Here is a 25,511-nt window from a genome sequence, read left to right as displayed (position 1 = left end):
CTGGAGAATCCCTGTTTTCCTCCGGTCCAGAACCATGACGTTATGGAATTGGGGAGGAATCTCATTGAAGCAATATAAAGTGGCCTTTGTGTCCCTGGGCTGTGCCAAGAACCTGGTGAACACCGAGCAGATGATGGCCCTGTGCCGGGAGGCCGGGTATGAGATCACCGGCGAGCCCGCCGGGGCCGATGTGGCGGTGCTCAACACCTGCGGCTTTATCGAGTCGGCCAAGAGCGAGGCCATCGACAACATCCTGGAGCTGGCCCGGCTCAAGGACGAGGGGAAGCTGAAAAAACTCCTGGTGGCCGGGTGTCTCACCCAGCGCTACCGGGAGGAGATCAAGGAGGAGCTGCCCGAGGTGGACGGCATGCTGGGCACCGGCAGCTACACCGACGTGGTCTCCGCCGTGGAGGAGCTGATGGCGGGGGAGCACCCCGAGCACTTCGGCGACATCCACCGCACCTATGAGGACGGGGAGCGCATCGTCACCACCGCCCCCTATACCGCCTTTTTGAAGATCGCCGAGGGGTGCAGCAACGGCTGTGCCTTCTGCATCATCCCCAAGCTCCGGGGCCGTTACCGCAGCCGTACCATGGAATCTCTGCTCCATGAGGCGGAGGAGCTGGCCGAGCGGGGTGTGAAGGAGCTCATCGTCATTGCCCAGGACATCACCCGCTACGGTCTGGACCTGGAGGACGGGAGCAATCTCTCCAAGCTGCTCAAGGAGCTGTGCAAGCTGCCCTTCCGCTGGATCCGGCTCCACTATCTCTACCCCGAGGCGGTGACCGACGAGCTCATCGAGACCATCGCCAGCGAGCGGAAGATCCTGCACTATCTGGATATTCCCATCCAGCACTGCAACGACGCCATTCTCTCGGCTATGCGGCGGCGCACCACCAAGGCCGAGCTCATCGCCCTCTTTGATAAGCTCCGCGCGGCTATGCCCGACGTGGTCATCCGCACCTCCCTCATCTGCGGCCTGCCCGGGGAGACCGACGAGGCCTTTGAGGAGCTGTGCGACTTCCTGCGGGAGCAGAAGCTCCAGCGGGCGGGCGTGTTCCAGTACTCCCGGGAGGAGGGAACCCTGGCCGCCCGGATGGAGGACCAGGTGGACGACGACGTGGCCCGCCGCCGGGTAGAGCTGGTGGTGGACCTCCAGTCCCGGGTGATGGACGAGTGGAACGAGAGCCGCCTGGGCGAGACGGTGGAGGTCCTCTGCGAGGGCTTTGACACCCAGGAGGGCTGCTATGTGGGCCGGACCTGGGCCGATTCTCCGGAGATCGACGGCCGGGTGCTCTTTACCGCGGGCGGCGTGATCCCCGCGGGTGAATTTGTCTACGTACGCCTGACCGGGGTCTCGGACGGAGACCTCACCGGCGAGATCGAGGAGTGATGGCCATGAATACCGCAAACAAGCTGACCATGCTGCGGATCCTGATGATCCCGGTCTTTCTGGTGGTGCTGTACCTGGATTTCCCCTATAATCGCTATGTGGCCCTTGCCGTGTTTATCGTGGCCAGCGCCACCGACTTTGTGGACGGGCATATCGCCCGCAGCCGGGGACTGATCACCGATTTCGGCAAGTTCATGGACCCGCTGGCCGACAAGATGCTGGTCATGGCGGCCATGCTGTGGTTTGTGGAGGTGGGCCGGATGCCGGCCTGGGCCCTCCTCATCGTAGTGGTGCGGGAGTTTGCCGTGAGCGGCCTGCGCCTCATTGCGGTGGATAACGGCCGGGTCATTGCGGCGGCCTGGTCGGGCAAGGTCAAGACGGCCTCCACCATGGTGGGTATCTGCCTGATGCTGCTGCCGGTGCCCCACATGGTGGATGTGATCGTGACGGCGGTCATCGTCATCACCACCGTCTACTCCGGCGTGGAGTACTTTGTGAAGAACAAGGACGTCATCGACTGGAGCCATATGTAACGAAAAATCCCGGAGTTCATTCGAACTCCGGGATTTTTGCACGTTATTGGGCGGAGAAGGGGCTTAGACCCGTTTCCACTTGGTGCCTTCCTTGGTATCGATGAGCTCGATGCCCCGGGCCTTGAGTTCATCCCGGATGCGGTCTGCCTCGGCCCAGTTCTTGTCCTTCTTGGCCTGGGTACGGGCGGCCACCAGAGCGTCGATCTCGGGATCGGACTCCGCGCTCTCCTCCGCCTGGGGGGCGGCGGCCTTGGCGGCCCGGTCCAGGAGGCCCAGGCTCAGCACCTGGTCAAACTCGTCCAGCAGGACCCGCTTGGCGCGATCGCTGATCTTGGCCTTCAGCACGTCGTAGAGGACGGTCACACCCATGGAGGTGTTCAGGTCGTTGTCCATGGCGGAGCGGAAGGAGGCGCGCAGCTCGTCCATGGCGGCCTGGTCCAGCTCACCCTCGTCCTTCAGGGCGGCGACACGGGCGATGAGCTTGTCATAGGCAGTGCGGGCATTGTCCAGGTTTTCCCAGGAAAAGACCAGGCCCTTCCGGTAGTGGGACTGGAGGCAGAAGAAGCGGTAGACCATGGGGTCGTACCCCTTCTCCTCCAGCAGGGAGACCGTGAGGAACTCGCCCTTGGACTTGCTCATCTTTCCGCTGGTGGTGTTGAGGTGGTGGACATGGAACCACTGGGGGCACCAGGGATGGCCCAGATAGGCCTCGGACTGGGCGATCTCGTTGGTGTGGTGGGGGAAGGCGTTGTCGATGCCGCCGCAGTGGAGGTCCAGATACTCGCCGTTATACTTCATGGAGATGCCGGAGCACTCAATGTGCCAGCCGGGATAGCCCACGCCCCAGGGAGAGTCCCACTTGAGGGCCTGGTCCTCGAACTTGGACTTGGTGAACCAGAGGACGAAGTCGGCCTTGTTGCGCTTGTTCTGGTCCTCCTCCACGCTGTCCCGGACGCCCACGGCCAGGTCCTCCTCGTCGTGGTCGTTGAAGACGTAGTACTGCTGGAGCTTGGAGGTATCGAAGTAGACGTTGCCCCCGGCCAGGTAGGCATAGCCCTTTTCGATGAGGCCGGAGACGATCTGGATATACTCCTCAATGCAGCCGGTGGCGGGCTGGACCACGTCGGGGCGCTTGATGTGGAGCTTCTCGCAGTCGGAGAAGAAGGCGTCGGTGTAGAACTGGGCAATCTCCATGACGGTCTTGTGCTCCCGCTTGGCGCCCTTGAGCATCTTGTCCTCGCCGGTGTCGGCGTCGGAGGCCAGATGGCCCACGTCGGTGATGTTCATGACCCGGTTGACGTCATAGCCGGCATAGCGGAGGTACTTTTCCAGCACGTCCTCCATGATATAGCTGCGCAGGTTGCCGATGTGGGCGAAGTGGTATACGGTGGGGCCGCAGGTGTACATCTCCACCTTGCCGGGGGTATGGGTCTTGAAGTCGTCCTTGGTACGGGTGAGAGAGTTGTAGAGCTTCATATTGACATTCCTTTCTCCGGTAAATAGATCTTACAGATTGCCCTGCCGGGACTGCTCATCCAGCAGCATTTCGATGAATTCCAGCCGGGAGCTGAGGGCCTGCAGCTCCTTCTGGACCGGGTCGGTGATGTGGATCTGGTCCACACTGGTGGTGTAATCCACCTTTTCTCCGGCAATGCGCACCACCCGGGCGGGCACGCCCACGGCTGTGGCGTTGGGGGGGATCTCCTTGAGCACCACCGCGTTGGAGGCGATGCGGGCATTGTCGCCCACGGTAAAGGGGCCCAGTACCTTGGCCCCGCTGGAGACCATCACGTTGTTGCCCAGGGTGGGGTGGCGCTTGCCGTGGTCCTTTCCGGTGCCGCCCAGGGTGACGCCGTGGTAGATCAGGCAGTCGTCGCCCACCTCGGCGGTCTCACCGATGACGATGCCCATGCCGTGGTCGATGACGAAGCGGCGGCCGATCTTGGCGCCGGGGTGGATCTCGATGCCGGTCCAGAAGCGGCTCCACTGGGAGACCAGCCGGGCCAGAAATTTCAGACCATGACAGTACAGAAAGTGGGCCAGCCGGTGGTATAGGATGGCGTGGACGCCGGGATAGAGCAAAAAGATCTCCAGTTTACTCCGGGCCGCCGGGTCCCGGGCCTGATAGGCCGCCAAAGTCTCGCCGAGACGTGTCATGTTATCCCTCCTGTCAGATGATGAGAGGACCGTAAGAATGAAAAAACGCCCCTTATGCCCACATGGGCACAAGAGGCGGCGTCTCCGTCGCGGTTCCACTCTTGCATTTGCTCACAGCCGGTCCAGCAACCGGCCCGGCCGGTAACGGCGGCCTGCCGGGGGCCATTACGCCCCGCGCTCCCGGGCGCACTTCACATCCTCCGCCGTGGACACGCTTTCAGCCGATGACGCGTCCTCTCTGTCCGTCCGGTCAGGATGCTACTCTTCCCGTTCTTCACGCTCTTCTTGGTTCATTATATTATCATGCCCCCGGCGGGGTGTCAAGGGGGAGACAGCGGGGGAGAGTTGTGCTATACTGGGAAAAACCGAGAACGGAGGAGGAGTCGCTATGGCGCTGGTCCCGTGTCCCCTGTGCGGGAAGGAGATTTCGGAGTATGCCGTCAGCTGCCCGGGCTGCGGAGAGCCCATCCCCCACTATGCCCTTCTGGTGCTGGATGACCGGGAGGACTGGTTTGTGCTGCTGACCTATGTGTCCGAGTGGAAGGGCTGCACTCGGGAGGAGGCGGAGCAGTGGATCTGCGCGCCCTGTGTGCTCCGGCGGGGGATGACCTGGGCTGAGGCCCAGGAGGCGGCGCTGGACCTGTCGGGCTGCACGGTGCAGATCCTCCCCGAGGAGGAGGCCGATCAGCTCTGCCAGACCGCGCTGCTGCGCCGGACCCGGAAGCAGGAGGAAAAGCCCCACCCGCTCACCTTCTGGGAGACGGTCAAGGCGGTCATGCTGGGAGGCTTCCTGCTCTGGCTGATCCTGATGCTGCTCGGCGGGCTCTTTTTCGGATAGGAGGAGAAAAATATGGCGTTGATGCATTGCCCGGAGTGCGGGCGGGAAATTTCCGATCAGGCGTCGGCCTGTCCCGGATGCGGGCTGCCGGCGGCGGTGGATTACGACGTGCTGGTGGTACGGGTCCTGGAGGAGACGGCGGCGGTGAGCCAACTCCGGAAGGTACAGAGTCAAATGAAGGAGGAGGGGATCCGCCGGGAGCTGAAGACCCTCCCCGCCCTGCTGGCCACCGAGTGCAGCCATGCGGAGTTTGAGGAGCTCCGGCGCAAGCTGCCTGCGCTGCACCTGCGTCTTGTGCCGGGCGGGACCGGCCAGGCGGCGGTGAAACGGACCGCCGTGGGGACGCTGAGCCGGGGCGAGCTCTTCTGGCTGCTGACGGCGGGGAGCGCCACTGGCATATTCCTGGTCTGGCTGATTTCCCTCCTGCTCTCTCAACTGCTGTAAGGGCCGGACAAACAGAGCGTCCGCCGTTCCGATCACTGGGAATGGCGGACGCTTTTTTCGTTTGGTTAGGCCTGGGGGGCGACCTCCACGGAGACGGTGTATCCGTCCAGTCCGGGCAGCGCGGAGAGAAGTCCCTCCACAGCCTCCTCCGCCCGCTGGGCAGCGGCAGTGAGCAGGCCGTTTTCGATGGCCTTGTTTTCGAGAGCCGACTTCTGGTCGGCGGTGAAGCCGGTGTAATCGGTGATCTCGATGGGGTTGAAGATGTTGTGGGTCTGGTCAAAGACCTCGATGCTCTCCTCGTCGATCTCGTGGGAGAGGATGGCCGGAGCGGGGAGGGAGATGGAGATCTTCTCTCCCTGGACCTGAATCTCCACGTCGGAGAGGTCCACGCCCGCCTTGATGAGGCCGTCATAGGCCACGATAAAGCTCTTGGTGGTAAAGGGGACCTTCCAGCCGTAGAAGTCCACCTGGTTTTCGAACTTGCCCATATTGGTATAGTGGTACTCCACCGTGGACAGCTCCCGGATGCTGGAGAGCTGCTGGCCCAGCAGCTCGCTGGTGATGACGGGGGCGGCATCCCGGTGAGTCAGTACGGCGCCCAGCACGAAGGACACTGCCAGCGCGGCCAGCAGAGCCGCGATCAGGGCCAGTTTGGTCTTGAGCCGGAGCTTCCGGCGGACGGGACGCTCGGTCGAATCCTGTACCGGCATATGCATTTCTCCTTTCCTCGGTCATGATAACGGATACCATCATAGCGAAACGGAACGAAAAAAGCAAGAAGTGTCGGCACTTTGAGAGAATTTGTCACTCTTTTGTAAGAATCCCAGGGAAGTGGGGCGGTGCGGTCAGCCCTTCAGCCCCTCCAGGGCAGACTGGGCCAGCAGAGCCGCGCCCAGAGGGAGGGCATCGTCATCCGTCCGGAAATGCTCATTGTGCCAGCAGGGATTGTGCTGTCCGGGGAAGCCGGTGCCCAGCCAGTAGAAGAAGGCGGGGACATCCTGACCGAAGACGGCGAAGTCCTCCGAGCCCATATCGCCCCGGGGCTGGACGATGTTCTCCGCACCCAGGATGGCGCAGGCGGCCCGGCGGGCCAGGGCGGTCATCTCGGGTTTGTTGTCGGTCACCGGGACCTCGGGGATGAAGCGCACCTCACACTTGCACTGATAGGAGGCCGCGATCCCCTCGGCCAGGGCCTTGAGGCGGTTCTGGGTCTGCTCGATCACGGCGTCGGAGTGGGCGCGCACGTCGCCGGTCATGGTCAGGGTCTCAGGCACGAAGTTCTCCGGCGTGCCTGCGTTGATGGAGAAGACCGCGCACACCAGGGGCTCCTGGGGGTCGGTGTTGCGGCTGACGATGGTCTGGATACCGTTGACGATGGCGGCCCCGGCCACGATGACGTCCACACACTTGTGGGGAGAGCCGCAGTGGCCGGTCACGCCGGTGAGGGTGATGACGAAGTGGGACTTGCCGGACATGACGGCCCCGGGGATCACGCCCACCTGGCCGCAGGGGATCTCGGGGCGGGTGTGCAGGCCGAAGAGCCGCTCGGGGCGCTGGGGCAGCTTGTCCCAGAGGCCGTGGCGGATCATGGCCGCGGCGCCCTGGGTGATCTCCTCCGCAGGCTGGAAGAGGAAGACCACATTGCCGCACAGCTCTTCCCGCCGTTCGGCCAGGAGCTGGGCGGCGCCCAGCAGACAAGTGGTGTGGAAGTCGTGACCGCAGGCGTGCATGACGCCGGGGCACTCGGAGACCACGCCGTTGTCGGCGGGCTCCTGCTGCTCAATGGCGTCGATGTCAGCCCGGAGAGCCACGGTGGGGCCGCTCTGGCCGCCCCGGAGGAGGCCGACCGCGCCGGTCTCCATACCCAGATCGATCCGCTCGATCCCCAGCTGGGTAAGGCGCTCCCGGATGATACCGGTGGTGCGCCGCTCTTCAAAGGAGAGCTCCGGATGGCGGTGAATGTCGTCCTTGATGGCTTTGAGCGTGGGGGAGAGTTCCTGCGCACGGGAGAGAAGTTCGGACATAAAAAAGACCTGCCTTTCCAACAGACGGAATATCAGATGGGGGAAACCGAAAAATAGTTTCCTACGCAACCTCTTTCTTGCGGAGCGGGGCAGAACGTACTATAATAACAAAGTGTCGTGTCCGCGGACCGAGGTGCGATGGGTTCCGTAGACACTATAATACGATGGTTTGGCTTTTTCAAGTGGCAAACCTCCAGAAGTGGAGGAGATTCAAACGCAGCAGTCCAAAAATGATTTTTCCAAGGGAAGCATCCCCCGCAACATCCTGAGTCTGGCCCTGCCCATGACGGCGGCCCAGCTCATCAACATCCTATATAATATTGTAGACCGCATGTACATCGGGCGGATCCCGGGGGAGGGGCGGCTCGCCCTGACCGGCCTGGGTCTGTGCCTGCCCATTATCTCGATCCTGATCGGCTTTGCCAACCTCTGCGGCATGGGGGGCGCGCCCCTGTGCTCCATCCACCGGGGGAAGGGGGAGGATGAGGAGGCGGAGGCTATTTTGGGCAACTCCTTTGCGCTGTTGCTGCTCTTCGGCGCAGTGCTTACGGCCCTGTGCCTGTTGTTCCGGGAGCCCATCCTCTACCTGTTCGGGGCCAGTGACGTGACCTTTCCCTACGCGGAGGAGTATCTGACCGTCTACCTGCTGGGTACCATCTGCGTGATGATTGGCCTGGGGATGAATCCCTTCATCAACTCCCAGGGCTTTGGACGGATCGGGATGGGTACCGTGGCGCTGGGCGCACTGGTCAACATCGTGCTGGACCCCATCTTCATCTTTGTGTTCCATATGGGTGTGCGGGGCGCCGCTCTGGCCACCGTGCTCTCCCAGACCTGCTCGGCGGTGTGGGTGCTGCTCTTCCTCACCGGGAAAAAGACGCTGCTCCGGCTGCGCTGGTCCGCTTTCCGCCTCAAGGGCGAGCGGGTGGCCCGGATCCTCAGCCTGGGGGTATCCGGCTTTATGATGTCCATGACCAACAGCCTGGTGCAGGTCCTGTGCAACGCCACCCTCCAGCAGTACGGCGGCGATCTCTACGTGGGCGTGATGACGGTCATCAACTCCATCCGGGAGGTCATCACCATGCCCATCACGGGGCTGACCAACGGCAGCCAGCCGGTGCTGGGCTACAACTACGGCGCCCGGGAGTACGGGAGAGTGCGGGAGGGCATCCGCTTTTCCGTGCAGGTGACCATGGCCTATTCCGTGGTGATCTGGCTGGTGACACTGGCCATCCCGGAGCTGCTGATCCGGCTCTTCAACGACGACCCGGCCCTCATCGCCGCCGGCGTCCCGGCCTTTCGGATCTACTATGCCACCTTTGCGTTCATGTCCTTCCAGATGATCGGACAGTCCATTTTTGTGGGGCTGGGGCGGTCGAAAAACGCCATCTTCTTCTCCCTGCTCCGCAAGGCCTTTATCGTGGCGCCCCTGACCGTGATCCTGCCGGCCTGGTTTGGAATGGGGGTGAACGGCGTCTTCCTGGCGGAGCCCATCTCCAACGTGGTGGGCGGCTTGGCCTGCATTCTCACTATGTATTTTACGGTATACCGCCGTCTGGAGTTTCAGTAAATAGTTCTCCGGCTCCGCTCTCGGTTGAGGGCGGAGCCGGAAAAAAGTTTTTCGGAAAAGAGAAAAAAGAGTTGACAAACGAAGAAGAAGCAGATATAATATTTTACGTTGAGTCGCCGGACCGGCGGCGCGGCAAGTGAATATGGGGGTATAGCTCAGCTGGGAGAGCGCTTGAATGGCATTCAAGAGGTCAGCGGTTCGATCCCGCTTATCTCCACCATGAAAAGACTTGAAACTTCGGTTTCAAGTCTTTTTTGTATAAAGAAAACCACTTGCCTAGCGAGTGGTTTTCTTTATACAAAAAAGGAGAGGCGTCGCGCAAGCGACGCCTCTCCACTTAAATCTCAATATTTCCTATCAGGGCTCTTTTCTGTACTGTCCGCTCAATCTGGGGCTGTTCAATTCCAGTCCTGTCAGCAATTCGGTTACGCCCAGCGCATCCAGCTCTGTGGGATCATGCGTGACAAGCAGCGCGGTTTTTCCCGTGCATCGGCGGCGGGTATCCTCCATCACCAACTGCTTGGTCTCCCGGTCTAAGCCCTTGAAAGGCTCATCCAGGATCAGAAGGTCATAGTCGGCCAGCAGACCGCGGAGAATCGCCACTCTGCGCCGCTGTCCTCCGGAAAGCTCCCGGGTAGGCTGACCGATGCAGTCGGCCAGCCCCACCGTCTCCAAAGCTTTTCTGGCTTCTGCCCGGCTCAGGGACGGAGTTATCAAGCGGAGGTTGGATACGCCGTCCAGTTGGTCACATAGACGATCTTCCTGGAATACTGCGCTGAGGCGGAGACCATCCAGACCGTCGATCCAGCCGCTGTCCGCCTGCTCCAGCCCCATAAGGATCCGCAGCAACGTGGTTTTTCCAGCACCAGAAGGAGCCATCAGCCCGGTGATACGGTTCGCCGCCAATGTACCAGATACATCCCGCAGCACCGATTTTTCCCCAAAAGACTTACACAACCTGTGCATCACAATATCCTGCATAGCTCACATCCTCTCCAAGTGGTGCGCAGCCTGTCTCAGCACTACCAAAAAGAACCGCTCGAATAACAGGCTTACCAGTACAATGACCAGTGTCCAGGCAAACAGATCCGGCGTGTCCAGATAGACCTTGGCCTGCTGAAGCCGCTCGCCGATAGAGCCTGTGGGCATACCGATGACCTCGGCAGCGATTCCCGACTTCCAGCACAAACCCAAAGCGGAGGCGCAGGCCGCCTGAAAATAGGGCAGCACCTGGGGCAGATACACATAACGGATCCGCCGGAGCGTGGGAATCCGGAACAGCTGCGCCATCTCCAGCATCTGACGGTCCATGGCACGGATCCCGCCCAGAACCCCGGAATACAGCACCGGCAGAACCATCAGAAACGAGATCAGGATGGACAGATTGCGGGAAGAAAACAGAATCAGGGACAGAATGATAAACGAGGCCACAGGGATGGACTTGATGGCCAGCAGAAGGGGGGCCAGCAGCTCCTCCACCAGGCGCAACCTGGCAGAGAACGCTGCAAGAACGGTACCCACTGCGGCCCCTAAGAGAAAGCCGCCGGTAATCCGCAGCATGGAAAATCCCACGGCCTTCCAGAACTCCGCCTGAAGGGCCAGCTCCCCCAACCGGGCCAGAACCTGTATGGGCGAGACCAGTAAGATTTGCTGATCCAGCGCCATGGCCCCGATCTGCCAGACCAGAAGCCATACAAACACCGCCCAGGGCCGTAGTATTCCGGCGCGTTTCATCTTCCTCAGCGGCTGTAGTAGAAGTCGTCAGCGGGCAGAGTGCCGCCCACAGACTTGGCGTTCTGGTCGAAGAGGACGGTCAGATAACCGGACAGCTTGTCCTTCATCTCGGCACCCTCTACAAAGACGATATTGCAGGCGGGGATGGCTTTCTGGGCAACCTCCGCGGTGACGATGTCATAGGAACCGACCAGTTGTGCGGCATCCGCGACATTGGAGTTGACAAACTCCACGGAAGAGGCATAGTGATCCAGGAAGGAGGAGACAGCCTCGGGATGCTCCTGGACAAACTCTGTCCGGGCCACTACCACTCCGGTGACCAGAGTAGAGGGTGTTTCGCTGTCCGCCTGCAGTTTGTCCCACTCCTCCGTCAGATCCAGGGCCACCCGGATGCTGTCGCTTTTGCTCTGGGCGGTGGTAACAAAGGGCTGGGGCAGCATGGCGATGGCATTCTCCTGAGCGGTCAGCGCAGCCAGGCATTCTGCCTGTTCGCTTTTCCACTCGATGGTCACATCACTGGTGGGATCGATGCCGTTCTGGGCCAGCACATAGTTCAGAGCATATTCAGGCGTGCCGCCTTTCCCGCTGGCATAGATGGTTTTGCCACGCAGATCCTCCATGGACTGAACGGTATCCCCACTCTCCACAATGTACAGCACACCCAGCGTATTGATCGCCAGAACCTGTACACTGCCCTCTGTGTTGTTATAGAGGACGGAAGCCAGATTGGCCGGAACTGCGGCAATGTCTGTGGTACCCTGGGAAAGGGCCGCAGAGACCTCATCTGTCATGGCTGTGATGGTAAAGTCGTAGTTGTTGTCGGTTATAGAGCCGTTATCGGTCTCACTCATGAACTGCACCATTCCCATGGCGGTAGGACCCTTGAGGACCATCACCTTCACATCCACGGCTTCCGTCGTGACCGATTGACTGGTGGTGGGAGTTTCCGAATCAGAGGGTGTCTGAGAGGCGGTGGGCTCCTGGGGTGTGGAGGAGCAACCAGCAAGAAGCGCCGCAGACAGAGACAGAGAACAAATGAGAGACAAGAGCTTTTTCATGATCGTATTCCTTTCTGGGTGGTTTATTTGGTGTTGGACGGATGATAGAGCAGATCTTCCAGCTGGTCCGGCTTAATCACATGGAACAGATTCCCGTGGGACTCGATAGCTCCCATGGTCTGCAGCGCTGCCAGCTCCCGGAACAGGGCGGCACGACTGACGCCCAAATGGCGGGCAAGATCCTCCCGTGAACCACGAAAGACTACCTCGCCGCCTTTATTGCTATGGGCAAGGAGAAAGGCGATGACCCGCCCCCGGCAGGACTGCATGGTGAGCAGCTCGATCCGCTTCAAAAGAAACTGGATTTTCTCACTGCAAACCGCGGCAAAGCGTAACGCAAGAGTGCCATTGGCAGCCATGGTTTCCTGCAGTACAGCTTTGGGAATATAGAGGATCTCCGTTTCCATGCTGCATCTGAGTACAGTTTCCAGCTCGGATTGAGGCAGGAGATTGCAGATGCCAAAGCATTCTCCAGCCGACAGTTCATTGAGCAGGATATCCTTTCCGTCCAATGCTACGGAATAGACCTCGATCCTGCCCCGTGTGATCAGACCGATGGATGGGATGCCCCGGGGAATGTCGCTGACGATCTGCCCACACCGGAAAACCTGGGTGGATACCTTTTCCCCAGGCAGTGTAACGTCTGTCAGCAAAGCAGAAAGCGCCAGCTTCTGAGACAGCTCAGTTTGTTCCAACACCTCACCTCATTTCATTCAGTTAGCTTTTGCTAACTGAATTATATTGTATATGCCGGACATCGCTTTCGTCAAGAAAAAAAGCTGCGTTCTCAGTCTCACTTGATACTGACAAGTGGCACAGTCAGGTGGTAAGTTAATGCTAACTGCATGACTGGAGAGGAGCACACGCATGCCAAATCACATTTTCTTGTTCTCTGGAGCTTCTGCAGTAGGGAAGACCTCTGTTTTGCGGTCTCTTCTTCCGCTGCTCAAGCAGAGCGGGGCAACCCCCTGTGTTTGCAAGATCGACTGTCTGCAAAGCGGAGATGCCGCAGTCTTTGGGGAACTGGGCTTACCCTGTGTCACGGGCCTGAGCGGGGATATTTGTCCGGATCATTTCCTTGTGTCCAATTTGCCTGAGCTGTGGGATTGGGCCGATGACCGGAATTGCGATACGTTAGTGATTGAGACAGCGGGCCTGTGTCATCGCTGTTCCCCTGCCACCACCCACATGGCGGCGGGATGCGTCCTGGACTGTACTGCCAGCTGCAAGGCGCCGGGACAGCTTGGTCCCATGCTCACCCAGGCGGACTTTGTGGTGCTGACCAAAACGGATATGGTTTCCCAGGCTGAGCTGGAGATCATTTCCTGGCAAATTGGGGAGCTAAACCCAAAGGCAGCGCTGTTCCCGGTAGATGGCTTGGCCGGATATGGCATCGACCGCCTGGCGCAGTGGCTGCTGGAGCAGCCCGCCAACTGTAGCTCCGGAGAGGATGTGCTTCGCCATACCATGCCAAGCGGGGTATGCTCCTATTGTGTGGGAGAACGCCGGGTAGGCGGAGCGTTCCAGCAGGGCGTTGTGGGTAAGATCGACTTTGGAAAGGAGGCGCCGGTATGGAGTGCCTGACCATTTTGCCGGGGCATGACAAGCGCGGAACAGTAGAATCCTTTTTGCCCATTCATCTCAAACGCGGTCAGCTGTACACCATTGTGGGGAACACAGGGTCAGGGAAGTCTCGGCTGATCAAAGATGTGGAGCAGCTTGCACAGGGGGACTCGGTTACCGGGCGCACCGTTCTACTGGATGGAGCTCCTGTATCCCGTTCCCGTCAGCAGATGCTGTCGGGCCAGCTGGTAGCCCACCTTGGACAGAACATGCGCTTTGTTCTGGACACCACGGTGGAAGACTTTTTACGCCTGCACGCTCGCTGCCGCAGCCGGGAGATCACCCCGGAAGAAATTCTGAAATTGGTGAACGAGATCACGCCGGAACCCGTAACATTGGGTCAAAGCCTCAACCAGCTCAGTGGCGGGCAGTCACGGGCCCTGATGATCGGGGATATCGCCCTCGTTTGTGACAGCCCCATCGTACTTATTGACGAGATTGAAAACGCCGGGATCGACAAGCAGCGGGCTCTGCATTTGCTTCGCCGTCAGGACAAGCTGGTTCTGGTGGTCACCCATGACCCCCATACAGCGTTGATGTCGGAGCAGCGGATCGTCCTTGGCGGCGGCGCAATTACCGCAGTAGTGGGACGTTCTCCGGCTGAAGCGGCCCTCTATCAGCAATTAGAAGCCGAATACCAAACCCAGCGTCGTTATCAGACGCTGTTACGAAAGGGAGAACTCTTGGCATGACACATATTTTGCTCTACTGGAATCATATCTGCGTACTTCACCGACAGGAGAAGGCGTTCCTGGATGCGCTGACGCAGAAGCTGCTCCCCGATGGGATCCAATTGGAAGTGCGCTATTTCGGCTTGGGATATCCGGAGCACATGTCTGAATATTTGGCCCGGCCGGATGCCGTTCTTCCCGACCTCATCGTTTCTGCCGATCTGGAGGTATTCGAAGATCCAGACATTTTCTGCAAACTGAACGGTGATCTCTATCCAGTGCGAAGCTGGATGTCCCTGCGTTCCGGTCCTATGCTGGATGCTGTGGAGCGAGGGCCGTTTCTGCTGCCGTTCCTGTCCATTCCTCTGGTCTACTATACGAGGGAACCGGAGGTCTGCTGCCATACCGCCCTGGCTGGCTGGAACGGTCTGGCATTGGGCGGCATCAACAATTCGGCGGTCAAAACCGTAGTGAAAACAGTCTGGGAGCGATGGGGGTCTCAGGCAGCAGAAGCGCTGCTGGAGCGCAGTCTGGTGACCGATATGCCCATTGGCGCCTTTCAGGCCGTGCGTCAGGGGCAGGCGTCCACTGCCCTTGTGCCCTCTCTGTATGCCCTGCGGGCAGACGGACAGGAGACCTTTCTTCGGCTCCCCCGGGAAGGACCTGTTCTGATCCCGTCCTACTTCTGTGCCCGCACTTCTGTTCCCCAGTGGATTGCCTGCTGTATGGTGAAAGAGATTTTGTGTCAGGAGCTTTGCTCCTTTTATGCTGCCAACGGAGATCTGATCGTTTATCCCGAGCACGCCCAGGGAAAAAGCCGACAAGAGAGTCTCCACGCCTGCTGCCCTTCTTTTGAGTGGCTTGCATCCTTGACACACGACAAATTTTATGGACTATACTGCCAAAAACTTTCGAAGGCAGCGGATTGGAAGACTGGCAACAATCTGCATGATTAAGTACTGATTTGTGGATATATTATGATGCCCTCTGGCCACACAGTTTCTGGTTGGGGGGCTTTATTTTCTCTTGTTATATCTAATGTCCATCAAGTACTGGAGAAGGTGTGGTATTAACAATTTGCACTTAAGTGTATGTTACATACGGATAGCGTTTGTTTCAGACTGTTGAAATATAGTATAAACGAGTGTATAATTGGTTAGCGAAGGCTAACTAATGAGATGGGAGAAATACAATGGACATCAAACAACTTGAGTTTTTTTCAGTGGCCTGTGAAAAAGGAAGCTTATCTCAAGCGGCTGCTTGCCTCTATACATCTCAACCACATATCAGTAAAACAATCCGCACATTGGAAAATGAATTGGGGCGCCCTTTATTATCTCGAAGCGGGAAGGGGGTTCGTCCTACAGCATATGGTGAGACGGTTCTTGAGTATGCCAATCTCATATTAAAAGCTGCTGCGACGATCTCGACACTCTCCCTTCCTGACACGCATAACAGTCTGCGGTTGTCCACATATCCCAGCAATATGATTTCAAGACTGCTGGTAGATTTTTATAAAGAGTGGGGGACGCAGTTTCACATCGAGTATCACGAGGGAAGTGTGGAGGAAATTACCGATCATGTTCACCAAGGAATTTCTGAGATCGGGATTGTATATGTTGCGCTGAAACAGGTTCAAACCTTTCAGCATATTCTTTCCCATAAGAACTTAGAGTTTGTACCTCTGGATGTTAAAAAGATCTGCGTCTATGTTGGGCCGAGTCACCCGCTTTATCATACCGAGAGTATAGATTTTGAGGATCTTTCTAATCTGAAATTCATGCGGGGCGTGAGAGATTTTTTCTCCATGGAGCACCATCTTGAACGCGTCAGTATGGGCGTCATTGATAACGAAAAGCTCCATCATGTGGTATATACCAACAGTGACCATCTGATTATTGACCTTTTGCTTCATTCTGATGTGTGTAGTCTGGGATTAGATTTTATGCATGAACCCTACACCCAGTATGCAATCAAATCTCTTCCCATTAACGGATGTGAGCCATTTTTGCAAATGGGGTATGTATTTAATCCGGAGCGGGCACTGTCTGCCCATGCTCGGTGGGTAGTAGAGCGTTTTCGAAAGATGCTGTAAGCAGTGGAGAACTATAACAAATCGTTATAGTTCTCCATGAAAATTTGTGCTCTGGTAAGCTGATGCTAACTACTGTATACTGAATAACAGTCGGTTGATAATTCGACACTGCTTATCGGAGGGAAAAATGAAAAGAAAACTACTTTCTGCCGTATTGAGCGGCGCACTTGCACTCACCTGTCTGGCTAGTTGTGGCCAGACCTCGGATCCCGGCCAGACCACATCCGGTACGGGGGAAGAGGCAAAAAATGAGCTGGTCTTCGTCAACTATCGGGACATTCGGGATCTCAATCCCCATCTGTATGCCGGTGAGATGTATGCCCAGAGTATTCTCTACGATACCCTGGTGAGTATCACGGATGATGGCTATAAGGGCTGTTTGGCAGAGAGCTGGACCATCAGCGAAGACGGCTGCATCTATACGTTCAATATCCGTGATAATGTTTATTTTTCGGATGGAACGCTGTGTGATGCCAATGCTATTCTGGCGAATTTCAACGCCATTATCGAAAACAAGGAGCGGCATACTTGGCTGGAGATGATGAATCTGCTGGTGGGAGTCTCCGCGCCGGACAGCGATACGTTTGTGATTGAGCTTAGCGAGCCCTACTATCCCATGCTTACCGAGCTGGGCTGCATTCGTCCCTTTGCGATGATCTCGCCCAACTGTATGATTAACGGCAGCACCAAGGATGGAGTGGAGGGCTACATCGGAACAGGTCCCTATGTGCTGACCGACTTTGTTACTGACGAATACGCTGTATTTGAGCGCAACGAGAACTACTGGGGCGAGGCTCCGGCCATTGAGAAGATCACCGTCAAGGTCATTCCAGACAACCAGACCCGTATCATGGCTTTGAAAAAGGGAGAAATTGACCTGATTTTTGGCAAGAACATGCTGGATGCCGATGCAATCAGCCAGTATGTGGACAGCGATCAGTTTACGGTGAGTTTGTCTGAGCCCACCTCTACCCGCCACATTGTTCTGAATACTACACACGAAATTCTGGGTGATAAGGCTGTCCGTCAGGCTCTCCAGCACGCCACCAACCGGGAGGCCATCTCGGAAGGCATCTTCTATGGCTTGGAGCAGCCCGCCGACACCTTGTATGCGACCAGCGTTCCCTACTGCGATGTGGATTTGGAGCCCTATGCCTACGATACCGCTGTTGCAGGACAGGTGCTGGATGAAGCTGGTTGGGTGATGGGCAGCGACGGAATCCGTGAGAAGGATGGTAAAAAGCTGGAGCTGGATCTGCTGTACAACAGTGACAGCGTGACGGAAAAGACCATCTCTGAGTACCTTCAGAGTGAGTATCAGAAGCTGGGTATTTCTCTGAATATTCACGGCGAGGAAGAGCAATCTTATCGAGACAATATGAAGGCGGGCAACTTTGACATGGTCTTCAATATCTGCTGGGGGATGCCCTATGATCCTCAGTCTTCTCTGGCTGCAATGCGCGCCCCGGTTTACGGCGACTATGCTGCGCAGCTGGGTCTGGAGGATAAGGCAGAAATTGACCAGGCCATCACCGATATTCTTACCTCCACAGATGAAACCGAGCGTCAGGAACTGTATACCTTTGTGCTGACTCGCCTCCACGAGGATGCCGTCTACATCCCCCTGACCTATGAGTGCAACAAGGCCCTTTATACCTCTGAACTACAGGGCGTCCATTTTGGCAGCGATCAGTATGATGTCCCCTTTGCGGACATGTATTTTGAGTAATCACCTGTGTCACAGAAGGGCCGCTTCTTCGGGAGCGGCCCTTCTGCTGGGACTGGATCGCCATAAAAGGAAGGGAAATTTATGAAACGCTATGTCATCCGTCGGCTGTTGCTGACGATTCCGCTGTTGCTGGCAATTTCCTTTGTCTGCTTCGTATTTATCAATCTCATTCCATCAAATCCAGCCGAGGTAGCTCTACGAGTGCAGCAGATGCCAGTCATCACGGACGAAGCAATCGCCGAAATGGAGGAAATGCTTGGTCTGAACAAGCCGTTTATTATCCGATATTTTGACTGGGTGCTGGGGTGTCTGCATGGAGATTTTGGCATCAGCTATGTCAACCCTGCCCGCACTGTGGCCGGAGAACTTGTGCGCTGCATACCTGCCACATTGCAGCTGGCTGCTGTATCCTTTGTGATCGTGTTGGTACTGAGTGTACCCATCGGCTTTTTGTGTGCCGTGTATAAGGATGGCTGGTTTGATAAGATCATGCGCGCCATTATCTTCATTTCTACTGCCATGCCTGCCTACTGGGTAGGCCTCCTGTTGATGTGGGGTATCAGTGTAAAACTCGACCTTCTACCCACCAATGGAAGTGGTACCTGGCAGCATCTGATTCTGCCGGCTTTTACGGTGGCGCTGAGTTATATCTCTACTTATATCCGGCTGGTCCGAAATAATATGCTGGAAAACATGAATCAGGACTATGTGCTTTATGCGAATGTTCGGGGATTACCCCAGAAATCTATCATGGTCAAACATATCCTGAAAAACTCTATGCACACCTGCATTGTTGCCATGGGTATGAGCATCCCCCAGATGATCGCCGGTACCATCGTGGTGGAAAATGTGTTCTCCTGGCCTGGGCTTGGAACCTTGTGCATCAGCTCTATTTTCAACCGGGATCTGCCTGTCATTCAGACCTATGTGCTACTGATCGGCGTGCTGTTTGTAGTGTTCAATCTGGTCTTTGATGTGCTCCAAACCGTATCGGATCCCAGACTGAGAAAGGAGAGCTGAGCAGTGAGAGAACGCTTTTTTCATAATCGCACAGCAGTAATGACTGTGCTCTTTGTGCTGATTATTGCTACAATTGGAATTCTGGCGCCGGTTCTGGCCCCTCACGATCCATATGAAACGGATATTCTAAACAAATTTGCGAAATACAGTTTGGAATATCCCCTTGGAACGGATCACTTGGGACGGTGTGTTTTGTCGCGGCTCATTTACGGCATCCGTCCTACACTAGGACTGGCGCTTCTGACCATGCTGGGCACCATTGGCTTGGGTGCATTACTCGGCATCATGGCTGGATATTTCCGGGGCGTAGTAGAAGAAGTTATCATGCGTGTGGTGGATGTGATGCTTTCTTTCCCCAGCCAGATCATGGTATTTGCTGTGGTCGGACTGCTGGGTATCAGCGTACAGAACGTGATCATCGCCAATGTGTTCATCAAGTGGGCTTGGTATGCCCGTATGATCCGTACCGGCGTCATGCAGTACCGGGACCGGAACTTTGTACAGTTTTCCCGCTGTGTGGGCATGCCGGAGCGATTTATCCTCTTCCGGCATCTGCTTCCCTCCATTACCTCGGATCTGGCAGTTCTGGCATCCCTGGACGTAGGCTGGGCAATCATCAATATTTCCACACTGTCTTTTCTGGGCTTGGGTGTACAGGCACCTACGCCGGAGTGGGGTGCCATGTTGAACGAGGCCAAGGAAGTGCTGACCAGCAATCCGGTACAGATGATCGCACCCGGTGTGGCCATCGTGGTGTTGGTGTGCTGCTTTAACCTGATGGGTGATGCGCTGCGGGATGTGTTGGATCCCAAGGAGGTGGAAAAATGATCCCGGTTTTGGAACTTACCGATTTACATGTGACCCTTCGTCAACACCGCCGAAACATTGAACTGGTCAAGGGTGTTTCCTTCTCTGTTCGTGCGGGCGAGTGCTTAGGCGTTTTGGGCGAATCGGGCAGCGGAAAATCCATGTCCATTAAAGCTGCTATGGGTTTGCTGAATAAAAGCTTCCTGGTTTCTGGCAGTGCCCGCCTTCAAGGTGAGGAACTGTTGGGGAAAAGCGCAGAGGAACTGCGCCGTCTGCGGGGCGGCAAGGTGGGGATCGTGCTGCAAAACCCGATGACCTGTTTTGACCCGCTCTACCGAATTGGACAGCAGATTTCTGAAACCTTTCTGGCTCACAACAGCTGGAGTGCGGATGAGATTCGCAGCCGCTCACTGGACCTGCTGGAAAAAATGCGGATCCGGAATCCGGAGGAGGTCTTGGAAAAATACCCCCACCAACTTTCCGGCGGTATGCTTCAGCGCATCATGATCGGCATTGCCACCTCCATGGAACCTGCTCTGCTGGTGGCAGATGAACCCACCACGGCGATTGATGCGATTACACAGTTTGAAATTTTAGATGAGCTGGTTCGCATCAAAAAAGAAGCACAAACCGCGATGATTTTTATTTCTCACGATCTCAATGCCATTTCCCGAGTAGCAGACCGCATTTTGGTGCTGAATCAGGGCCAGGTGGTAGATCGGGGAGATTTTGAGCATATCCTTCACCACGCCTCAGATCCGTACACAAAGCTGCTGGTAGAAAAACGAGCCGATGTGATGCGCCGATACTGCCAGGTGCTGCAGGGAAAGGAGAGAAGCTATGCTTGAGTTAAATAAAATCTGTGTCAGTTTCCGCAGCGAGCGCCAGGATAAGATCTTTGGGCACACTCGCCAACAGGTCTTGTTCGATATTTCCATGCGGGTAGAGAAGGGAACTTGCCTGGGGATTTTGGGTGAATCGGGCAGTGGAAAATCCACCATGGGACGAGTGCTGTGCGGATTACTCAAGCCCGACAGCGGAGAGGTCCAGTTGGACGGCGTATCGGTTTATGCCTCCCGCTCTGGTCGCAGGAACCTGCAGAACAAGCTCAGTGTGGTCTTTCAGGACTACACTACCTCTGCCAATCCCCGTTTCAGGGTAAAAGACATTATCGGCGAGGGGCTGATGGTACGGGAACGCCGGGAGGGAAGCAGACTGGATCGTGACAAGGAAACGGCCTCTTTGCTGGAACTGGTGGGGTTACCCTCCGAGTTTGCAAAGCGTTTCCCTCATGAGCTATCCGGTGGACAGCTCCAGCGGGTGTGTATTGCTCGAGCTGTGGCCTGTAACCCGGAGATCATCCTGTTTGATGAGGCTATTTCCTCCCTGGATGCCCATACACAGGTTCAGGTGATGGACCTGCTGCGGGAACTGAAAGAGAAGTTGGGGCTTACTTATATCTTCATTACCCATGATCTGACCTCGATCACCTATCTGTGCGATGATGTGCTGTTCTTATATCAGGGGCATGTGACAGAATATATGCCGGTCAGCCGGATCAGTCAGACCAGGGACGAGTATGCCCGCCGTTTGCTGGAGTCCATCGTGGTCTTTGATGCCGACGAGGAGGTAGCCGTATGATTTTTTGTGGTGAGACCATTTTACCCGGTCAGAGGAATTGGGTGCAGCTTTCGGTTCCGGATGCTAAGCCGCTGGAGTGCGTCTGCTTGTGCGGCAAAAATCCCGGCCGGACATTGGTGGTGACCGCTGGGGTACATGGCTGTGAGTATGTGGGTGTACAGGCGCTTCGAATTTTGGCCCAGGAGCTGGATCCGGGTGCCATGACGGGGAATGTCATTTTGCTGCCTCTGGCAAATCCCTATGGGTTTTATGCGGGAGCAAAGCGAGTGATCCCTGAGGATGGGGTAAATCTCAATGCGGCGTTCCCAGGCGACAGAAACGGCAGTCTTAGCCGACGGCTGGCCTTTGCTCTGGAGGATGCTCTCTATTCCTCAGCCGACTTTCTGGCAGATCTGCACAGTGGAGACTGCAATGAGTCCCTCCATCCGTTGGTCTTTTTCCCGACAGCCGGTGAAAAAGACGTCAATGCGGCAGCACTGGAGGCGGCAAAGGTGCTTTCTGTAGACTATCGAGTGCGTTCCACTGCCAGAAACGGTTTGTATAGCTGGGCGGTACAGAGAGGCGTTCCTGCATTGCTCATTGAACGGGGAGGCCAGGGGCGATGGTCTCAGCCGGAGGTGGACGCATGCAAGGCGGATGTCTATGCATTGATGGGACACTTGGGTATCCTGCCTGGAGGCGAGAAAAACCGGGTGCAGCAGGAAATTGTGGAGGCCAACTATGTGAGATCTAGCTCTGACGGCTTCTGGTATCCTGTGGTGGTGGAAAACCAAGTTGTCCGCGCGGGAGATATTCTGGGCCGTCTGGAATCGTTGACAGGGGAACTGCTTCAGGAGGTACGGGCAGAATTTGACGGCATTGTTCTCTACCACACCACCGCATTGGGTGTTCATGCGGGAGAAGCGTTGATCGCCTATGGGCATACATAAAGTTTTCTGGAAACTGGCCTGGCCGGCAGCGGCTGAAGGGTTGCTGCTCATGCTGCTGACCGCTGCTGATCTGTTGATGGTCTCCGCTTTGGGGACCACAGCAGTGGCGGCGGTCGGTATTTTTTCGCGGCCCCGTATGGTGATCCTCTATCTGACCCAATCTTATTCTGTTGCATTGAGCGCCTATGCGGCTCGTCTGTGAGGACAGAACCCGGACTGTCCGCTGACCGCTTGTGCAAGGGCTTCCCTGATTCTGTGAGTCTGCATTTCTTTTTCTTACATGGATCTGCACTGTTCCGCTTTTACGGCATGCTGGAGCGCTGGCCGTGGCGCTTCAGTATTGGTAATCTTGGCTTTTCCGGCCCTGCAATTGTCCTGCATGGCGTTCTGATTGGGGTAGGCGATACGCGTAGTGTTCTGATTGCCAATGTGATAGGAAACGGGGTTAATGTTGCACTCAATGTACTGTTGATTCACGGAGTGGGCCCATGTCCATCCTCGGGTGTCTTGGGTTCTGGTATAAGCACTGCCATTGTACCAGCTTAGTCGTGCAATATGCTCGCACTTCGGCGTTTACAAAATACAGGATCAAAAGCTTTCAGCGAACACAAGCCAAAATTATAAAATGAAAGGAGAGACAATCTTATTGACTGCCTCTCCTTGATTATTATAGCGGTTTCTTTTTGGCGAGCGGTAATGCACTCATGCTCCGCAAGCTAACGCCCAGAGTGGAGATGTTATGCAACATAGCCGAGATGGCGGGAGGAATGATTCCGGCCATGCCCAGAGCGATCAGAGTACCATTAAAGCCGATGACAAAGCGGTAATTGGAGTGGATGCGGGCCATGAGTGCCATAGCGATCTGACGTAGCTCCACCAGCTCCCAAAGGCTGTCAGCGGCAATGGTAATGTCTGCAATCTCTCGGGCGATGGCGGCGCCATCGCTGATAGCAATGCCCGCATCTGCCTCGGACAAAGCCGGCGAGTCGTTGATACCGTCGCCTACCATCAGGACGGTATGGCCCTCCTGACGGAGTCGAGCTACATAGTCCGCCTTGTCTGCAGGAAGTACCTCGGATCGGAAGTCATCCACACCAACCTGAGCGGCAATGGCTGCAGCGGTGCGATGGCTGTCACCGGTGAGCATAACCGTATTGGAAATTCCCAGCTCACGGAGTGTGGCGAGGACTTCTTTTGCCTCCGCCCGCAGCGGGTCAGAGATGCAAATCACTGCCGCCAGCTGTTCGCCCATAGCCAGATACAGGTGGGAATACTCCGGTGACAGCGCTTCAAAGCATTCCTGTTCTCCCTCCGGAATCCGGCAATGCTCGTCCTCAAACACGAAATGGGCACTACCGATGAGAACCCGCTCACCGTTGACTGTGCTGGCAATGCCGTGGGCCACCAAATACTCTACTTTGGAGTGATATTCCTCATGGGTCAGGCCCCGGCGTTTGGCTTCCTCCACCACGGCATTGGCCATGGAGTGGGGGAAATGTTCCTCCAGACAGGCGGCCAGCCGCAGCATCTCCCGTTCATCCTTACCACCGAAGGGGATCACCTGTGCCACCTGGGGGCAAGCATGGGTCAGGGTGCCGGTCTTGTCAAATACAATGGTATCAGCAGCGGCTACTGCCTCCAGGAATTTACCACCCTTGACGGTGATATGGGAGCGACCTGCCTCCCGCATAGCGGATAGGACGGCCAAGGGCATGGCCAGCTTCAGCGCGCAGGAGAAGTCTACCATCAGCACCGAAAGAGCTCTGCCCACATTACGGGTAAGAACAAAGCTCAGCAGGCTTCCTGCAAAGGTATAGGGAACCAGCTTGTCGGCCAGATTAGCAGCCTTGCTTTCGGCCGCTGACTTCATCTGCTCCGACTGCTCGATCATGCGAACGATCTGGTCATAGCGGCTTTGCCCGGAGACCTGTTTGACCTCGAGCACACATTCGCCTTCCTCTACCACAGTTCCGGCATAGACCGCTCCGCCAGGACGCTTAGGCACAGGGATAGGTTCCCCGGTGAGGGACGCCTGATTGACAGTGACCTCCCCCTCCAGTACCAGACCGTCCACGGGAATGATGCCGCCGGCGCGGACGACTACGGCATCCCCCGGTTGAATCTGGGATACAGGGACCAGCACCTCGCCCTGAGAAGTGCGCAGCCAGACTCGATCCACATTCAGCGACATGCACTGAGCCAGATCTGCCACAGACTTTTTCCGGGTCCATTCCTCCAACAGCTCACCCACTTCCAGCAGGAACATAACCATTCCGGTAGTTCCAAAATCCTTCCGACAAGCGGAGATGGAGATGGACAGGGCGTCCAATAGCTCCACCTTGATGCGGCGGCGCAGCAGACAGTGCACCCCCCGACGTACAAAAGGAATCATGTGCCAAAGGATACGGGCGATCCGAAGGGGCGATGGGAGAAACAGCGTGCAGGCAGCTTTGCAGAGAACCTTGCCTACCAGCTTCTCTTCAAATTCTCGGTTGAGCGCTCGGCTGCTGTGGGCGGGTAAATGGGTTGTCGGCTCCGCTTCCGTCCAGGAAAAGCGCCGGATCTCATCCAACACGGTTTGACGCGTACCATCATAATGCAAAATGACACAGCAGGTGCGCTCGTGAACAGTGACCTGCCGAACCCAGGACTTTCCCTGGAGCCACGCCTCCAAAAGGTCAGCTTGAGCAAGGCTCATCTGCTTTTGACGAAGCCTTAGCCGGATGCGGCCGTGGCTTTCGTGTAAAATCGTTGCGTTCATAAGCTCCTCCTTCAAGAAAAGAGGGAGCCACAAGCGGCTCCCTCTGCGGATATCAGGCTTCTTCGCTTTCCAGATTGGAAGCAGCAGTTTCCTCTGCTTCCTTGGCTGCGCGAGCCTCATTCAAATCCTTGGCGGAGGCCAGGATATCTGCGGCATTCTCCTGAACCGTAGTCGCAGTTTCCATGACCGAGTCCTTCATACGCAGACCAGCGGCCGCAACATGGACATAAGCCTTCTTCGCATCCTTACTGGAAAGCAATTTGATGCCGAAGGAGCCAAATAACGCACCGCCCGCAAAGCAGGCCAGTTTTGTGTAGACACTCATTATGATACTTCCTTTCCTTTATTTCCTTTTGTAGCCAGTGACCATGACCATGATCATGCAGATGACCGCGCCCCAGGCCCAGAAACGATGCTGTTTCATTGCAATTACTCCTTTTTATTTGGGAGACAGTTAAGTATTTTGTAATTATAGCGGCCTTGA

At 56.6% G+C, this 25,511-nt stretch carries 27 protein-coding genes and 1 tRNA gene; 17 read left to right on the top strand and 11 right to left on the bottom strand.

Going from position 1 to position 25,511, the window contains the following annotated elements:
- Positions 1 to 34: 34 nt before the first annotated feature.
- Positions 35 to 1,393, top strand: coding sequence for a 30S ribosomal protein S12 methylthiotransferase RimO (rimO, locus tag H8S34_RS05580; protein WP_101691235.1), 1,359 nt, complete (start codon positions 35 to 37; stop codon positions 1,391 to 1,393).
- Positions 1,394 to 1,398: 5 nt separating this feature from the next.
- A complete protein-coding gene (gene pgsA / locus H8S34_RS05575) occupies positions 1,399 to 1,926 on the top strand; it encodes a CDP-diacylglycerol--glycerol-3-phosphate 3-phosphatidyltransferase (protein WP_101691236.1) in 528 nt (175 codons plus the stop codon).
- A gap of 63 nt (positions 1,927 to 1,989) precedes the next feature.
- Here the strand turns inward: pgsA and cysS are convergent, their stop codons facing one another.
- Positions 1,990 to 3,402 (bottom strand): cysteine--tRNA ligase, encoded by a 1,413-nt coding sequence (gene cysS, locus H8S34_RS05570; protein WP_101691237.1) that lies wholly within the window; start codon positions 3,400 to 3,402, stop codon positions 1,990 to 1,992.
- 30 nt (positions 3,403 to 3,432) lie between these two features.
- Positions 3,433 to 4,083: a serine O-acetyltransferase gene (gene cysE / locus H8S34_RS05565; RefSeq protein ID WP_101691238.1), complete on the bottom strand. Its 651-nt coding sequence runs from the start codon at positions 4,081 to 4,083 to the stop codon at positions 3,433 to 3,435.
- A gap of 388 nt (positions 4,084 to 4,471) precedes the next feature.
- Here cysE and H8S34_RS05560 point away from each other — a divergent pair, with 388 nt between their 5' ends.
- Positions 4,472 to 4,921 (top strand): zinc-ribbon domain-containing protein, encoded by a 450-nt coding sequence (locus H8S34_RS05560; RefSeq protein WP_101691239.1) that lies wholly within the window; start codon positions 4,472 to 4,474, stop codon positions 4,919 to 4,921.
- Between the two features lie 12 nt (positions 4,922 to 4,933).
- Positions 4,934 to 5,365 (top strand): zinc ribbon domain-containing protein, encoded by a 432-nt coding sequence (locus H8S34_RS05555; RefSeq protein ID WP_186963279.1) that lies wholly within the window; start codon positions 4,934 to 4,936, stop codon positions 5,363 to 5,365.
- Between the two features lie 65 nt (positions 5,366 to 5,430).
- On the opposite strand, the gene H8S34_RS05550 is transcribed toward H8S34_RS05555, so the two are convergent.
- Both H8S34_RS05550 and H8S34_RS05545 read right to left on the bottom strand, forming a co-directional pair.
- Complete coding sequence (locus tag H8S34_RS05550; protein WP_180956692.1) at positions 5,431 to 6,075, bottom strand: DUF4230 domain-containing protein; 645 nt, start codon at positions 6,073 to 6,075, stop codon at positions 5,431 to 5,433.
- 135 nt (positions 6,076 to 6,210) lie between these two features.
- On the bottom strand, positions 6,211 to 7,389 hold the full coding sequence (locus H8S34_RS05545) for a M20 family metallopeptidase (protein ID WP_101691242.1): 1,179 nt from the start codon (positions 7,387 to 7,389) through the stop codon (positions 6,211 to 6,213).
- A 283-nt stretch (positions 7,390 to 7,672) separates the two neighbouring features.
- Between H8S34_RS05545 and H8S34_RS05540 the strand changes: the two genes are divergently transcribed.
- Both H8S34_RS05540 and H8S34_RS05535 read left to right on the top strand, forming a co-directional pair.
- Positions 7,673 to 8,959, top strand: coding sequence for an MATE family efflux transporter (locus tag H8S34_RS05540; RefSeq protein ID WP_101691300.1), 1,287 nt, complete (start codon positions 7,673 to 7,675; stop codon positions 8,957 to 8,959).
- A 144-nt stretch (positions 8,960 to 9,103) separates the two neighbouring features.
- Positions 9,104 to 9,179 (top strand) — tRNA-Ala (locus H8S34_RS05535).
- A gap of 137 nt (positions 9,180 to 9,316) precedes the next feature.
- Here H8S34_RS05535 and H8S34_RS05530 read toward each other — a convergent pair.
- From H8S34_RS05530 to H8S34_RS05515, 4 genes are read right to left on the bottom strand one after another with little or no spacing between them, the layout of a single operon-like run.
- Positions 9,317 to 9,925, bottom strand: a complete 609-nt coding sequence (locus H8S34_RS05530; protein WP_279287843.1) for an ATP-binding cassette domain-containing protein — start codon at positions 9,923 to 9,925, stop codon at positions 9,317 to 9,319.
- 18 nt (positions 9,926 to 9,943) lie between these two features.
- The gene (locus tag H8S34_RS05525) at positions 9,944 to 10,693 is read right to left on the bottom strand and encodes an ABC transporter permease (RefSeq protein WP_186963277.1); all 750 of its coding nucleotides are present in this window, start codon (positions 10,691 to 10,693) and stop codon (positions 9,944 to 9,946) included.
- A 5-nt stretch (positions 10,694 to 10,698) separates the two neighbouring features.
- Positions 10,699 to 11,751 (bottom strand): ABC transporter substrate-binding protein, encoded by a 1,053-nt coding sequence (locus H8S34_RS05520; protein WP_186963276.1) that lies wholly within the window; start codon positions 11,749 to 11,751, stop codon positions 10,699 to 10,701.
- A 23-nt stretch (positions 11,752 to 11,774) separates the two neighbouring features.
- Positions 11,775 to 12,449, bottom strand: a complete 675-nt coding sequence (locus H8S34_RS05515) for a Crp/Fnr family transcriptional regulator (protein WP_186963275.1) — start codon at positions 12,447 to 12,449, stop codon at positions 11,775 to 11,777.
- Between the two features lie 169 nt (positions 12,450 to 12,618).
- On the opposite strand from H8S34_RS05515, the gene H8S34_RS05510 reads away from it, so the two are divergent.
- The 11 genes from H8S34_RS05510 to H8S34_RS05460 all read left to right on the top strand — a co-directional run bounded on the left by H8S34_RS05510 (position 12,619) and on the right by H8S34_RS05460 (position 22,468).
- Positions 12,619 to 13,335 (top strand): GTP-binding protein, encoded by a 717-nt coding sequence (locus tag H8S34_RS05510; RefSeq protein ID WP_186963274.1) that lies wholly within the window; start codon positions 12,619 to 12,621, stop codon positions 13,333 to 13,335.
- Positions 13,323 to 14,066 carry an ATP-binding cassette domain-containing protein gene (locus H8S34_RS05505; RefSeq protein WP_186963273.1) on the top strand — a complete coding sequence of 248 codons (744 nt, stop codon included), beginning with the start codon at positions 13,323 to 13,325 and terminating at the stop codon, positions 14,064 to 14,066. The genes H8S34_RS05510 and H8S34_RS05505 overlap by 13 nt, the downstream gene beginning before the upstream one ends.
- Positions 14,063 to 15,001 carry a hypothetical protein gene (locus H8S34_RS05500; RefSeq protein ID WP_186963272.1) on the top strand — a complete coding sequence of 313 codons (939 nt, stop codon included), beginning with the start codon at positions 14,063 to 14,065 and terminating at the stop codon, positions 14,999 to 15,001. The genes H8S34_RS05505 and H8S34_RS05500 overlap by 4 nt, the downstream gene beginning before the upstream one ends.
- A gap of 236 nt (positions 15,002 to 15,237) precedes the next feature.
- Positions 15,238 to 16,140 carry a LysR family transcriptional regulator gene (locus H8S34_RS05495; protein ID WP_101691249.1) on the top strand — a complete coding sequence of 301 codons (903 nt, stop codon included), beginning with the start codon at positions 15,238 to 15,240 and terminating at the stop codon, positions 16,138 to 16,140.
- Positions 16,141 to 16,294: 154 nt separating this feature from the next.
- Positions 16,295 to 17,869: a nickel ABC transporter substrate-binding protein gene (nikA, locus tag H8S34_RS05490; RefSeq protein ID WP_366485687.1), complete on the top strand. Its 1,575-nt coding sequence runs from the start codon at positions 16,295 to 16,297 to the stop codon at positions 17,867 to 17,869.
- Positions 17,870 to 17,950: 81 nt separating this feature from the next.
- Positions 17,951 to 18,889 (top strand): nickel/cobalt ABC transporter permease, encoded by a 939-nt coding sequence (gene opp1B, locus H8S34_RS05485; RefSeq protein ID WP_186963271.1) that lies wholly within the window; start codon positions 17,951 to 17,953, stop codon positions 18,887 to 18,889.
- A gap of 3 nt (positions 18,890 to 18,892) precedes the next feature.
- Positions 18,893 to 19,717: a nickel/cobalt ABC transporter permease gene (gene opp1C / locus H8S34_RS05480; RefSeq protein ID WP_101691252.1), complete on the top strand. Its 825-nt coding sequence runs from the start codon at positions 18,893 to 18,895 to the stop codon at positions 19,715 to 19,717.
- Positions 19,714 to 20,544 (top strand): ABC transporter ATP-binding protein, encoded by an 831-nt coding sequence (locus tag H8S34_RS05475; protein WP_186963270.1) that lies wholly within the window; start codon positions 19,714 to 19,716, stop codon positions 20,542 to 20,544. Before opp1C ends, H8S34_RS05475 begins: the two co-directional genes overlap by 4 nt.
- Complete coding sequence (locus H8S34_RS05470; RefSeq protein ID WP_186963269.1) at positions 20,537 to 21,337, top strand: ABC transporter ATP-binding protein; 801 nt, start codon at positions 20,537 to 20,539, stop codon at positions 21,335 to 21,337. Before H8S34_RS05475 ends, H8S34_RS05470 begins: the two co-directional genes overlap by 8 nt.
- Positions 21,334 to 22,266: a M14 family metallopeptidase gene (locus H8S34_RS05465; RefSeq protein ID WP_101691255.1), complete on the top strand. Its 933-nt coding sequence runs from the start codon at positions 21,334 to 21,336 to the stop codon at positions 22,264 to 22,266. The genes H8S34_RS05470 and H8S34_RS05465 overlap by 4 nt, the downstream gene beginning before the upstream one ends.
- Positions 22,253 to 22,468: an MATE family efflux transporter gene (locus H8S34_RS05460; protein WP_186963268.1), complete on the top strand. Its 216-nt coding sequence runs from the start codon at positions 22,253 to 22,255 to the stop codon at positions 22,466 to 22,468. The genes H8S34_RS05465 and H8S34_RS05460 overlap by 14 nt, the downstream gene beginning before the upstream one ends.
- Positions 22,469 to 22,933: 465 nt before the next feature.
- Here H8S34_RS05460 and H8S34_RS05450 read toward each other — a convergent pair whose 3' ends face one another.
- From H8S34_RS05450 to H8S34_RS15445, 3 genes are read right to left on the bottom strand one after another with little or no spacing between them, the layout of a single operon-like run.
- Positions 22,934 to 25,027, bottom strand: coding sequence for a heavy metal translocating P-type ATPase (locus H8S34_RS05450; RefSeq protein WP_186963267.1), 2,094 nt, complete (start codon positions 25,025 to 25,027; stop codon positions 22,934 to 22,936).
- A gap of 52 nt (positions 25,028 to 25,079) precedes the next feature.
- Entirely contained in the window at positions 25,080 to 25,352 is a 273-nt protein-coding gene (locus H8S34_RS05445) for a DUF6110 family protein (protein WP_101691258.1), read from the bottom strand.
- Between the two features lie 18 nt (positions 25,353 to 25,370).
- The gene (locus H8S34_RS15445; protein WP_242964725.1) at positions 25,371 to 25,451 is read right to left on the bottom strand and encodes a DUF6219 family protein; all 81 of its coding nucleotides are present in this window, start codon (positions 25,449 to 25,451) and stop codon (positions 25,371 to 25,373) included.
- Between the last annotated feature and the right edge of the window lie 60 nt (positions 25,452 to 25,511).

The organism is Pseudoflavonifractor hominis (assembly GCF_014288125.1).
GTDB lineage: Bacteria > Bacillota > Clostridia > Oscillospirales > Oscillospiraceae > Pseudoflavonifractor_A > Pseudoflavonifractor_A gallinarum.
The sequence above is the reverse complement of the archived record's forward strand: the minus strand, read 5'-3'. Positions and strand labels throughout refer to the sequence as shown.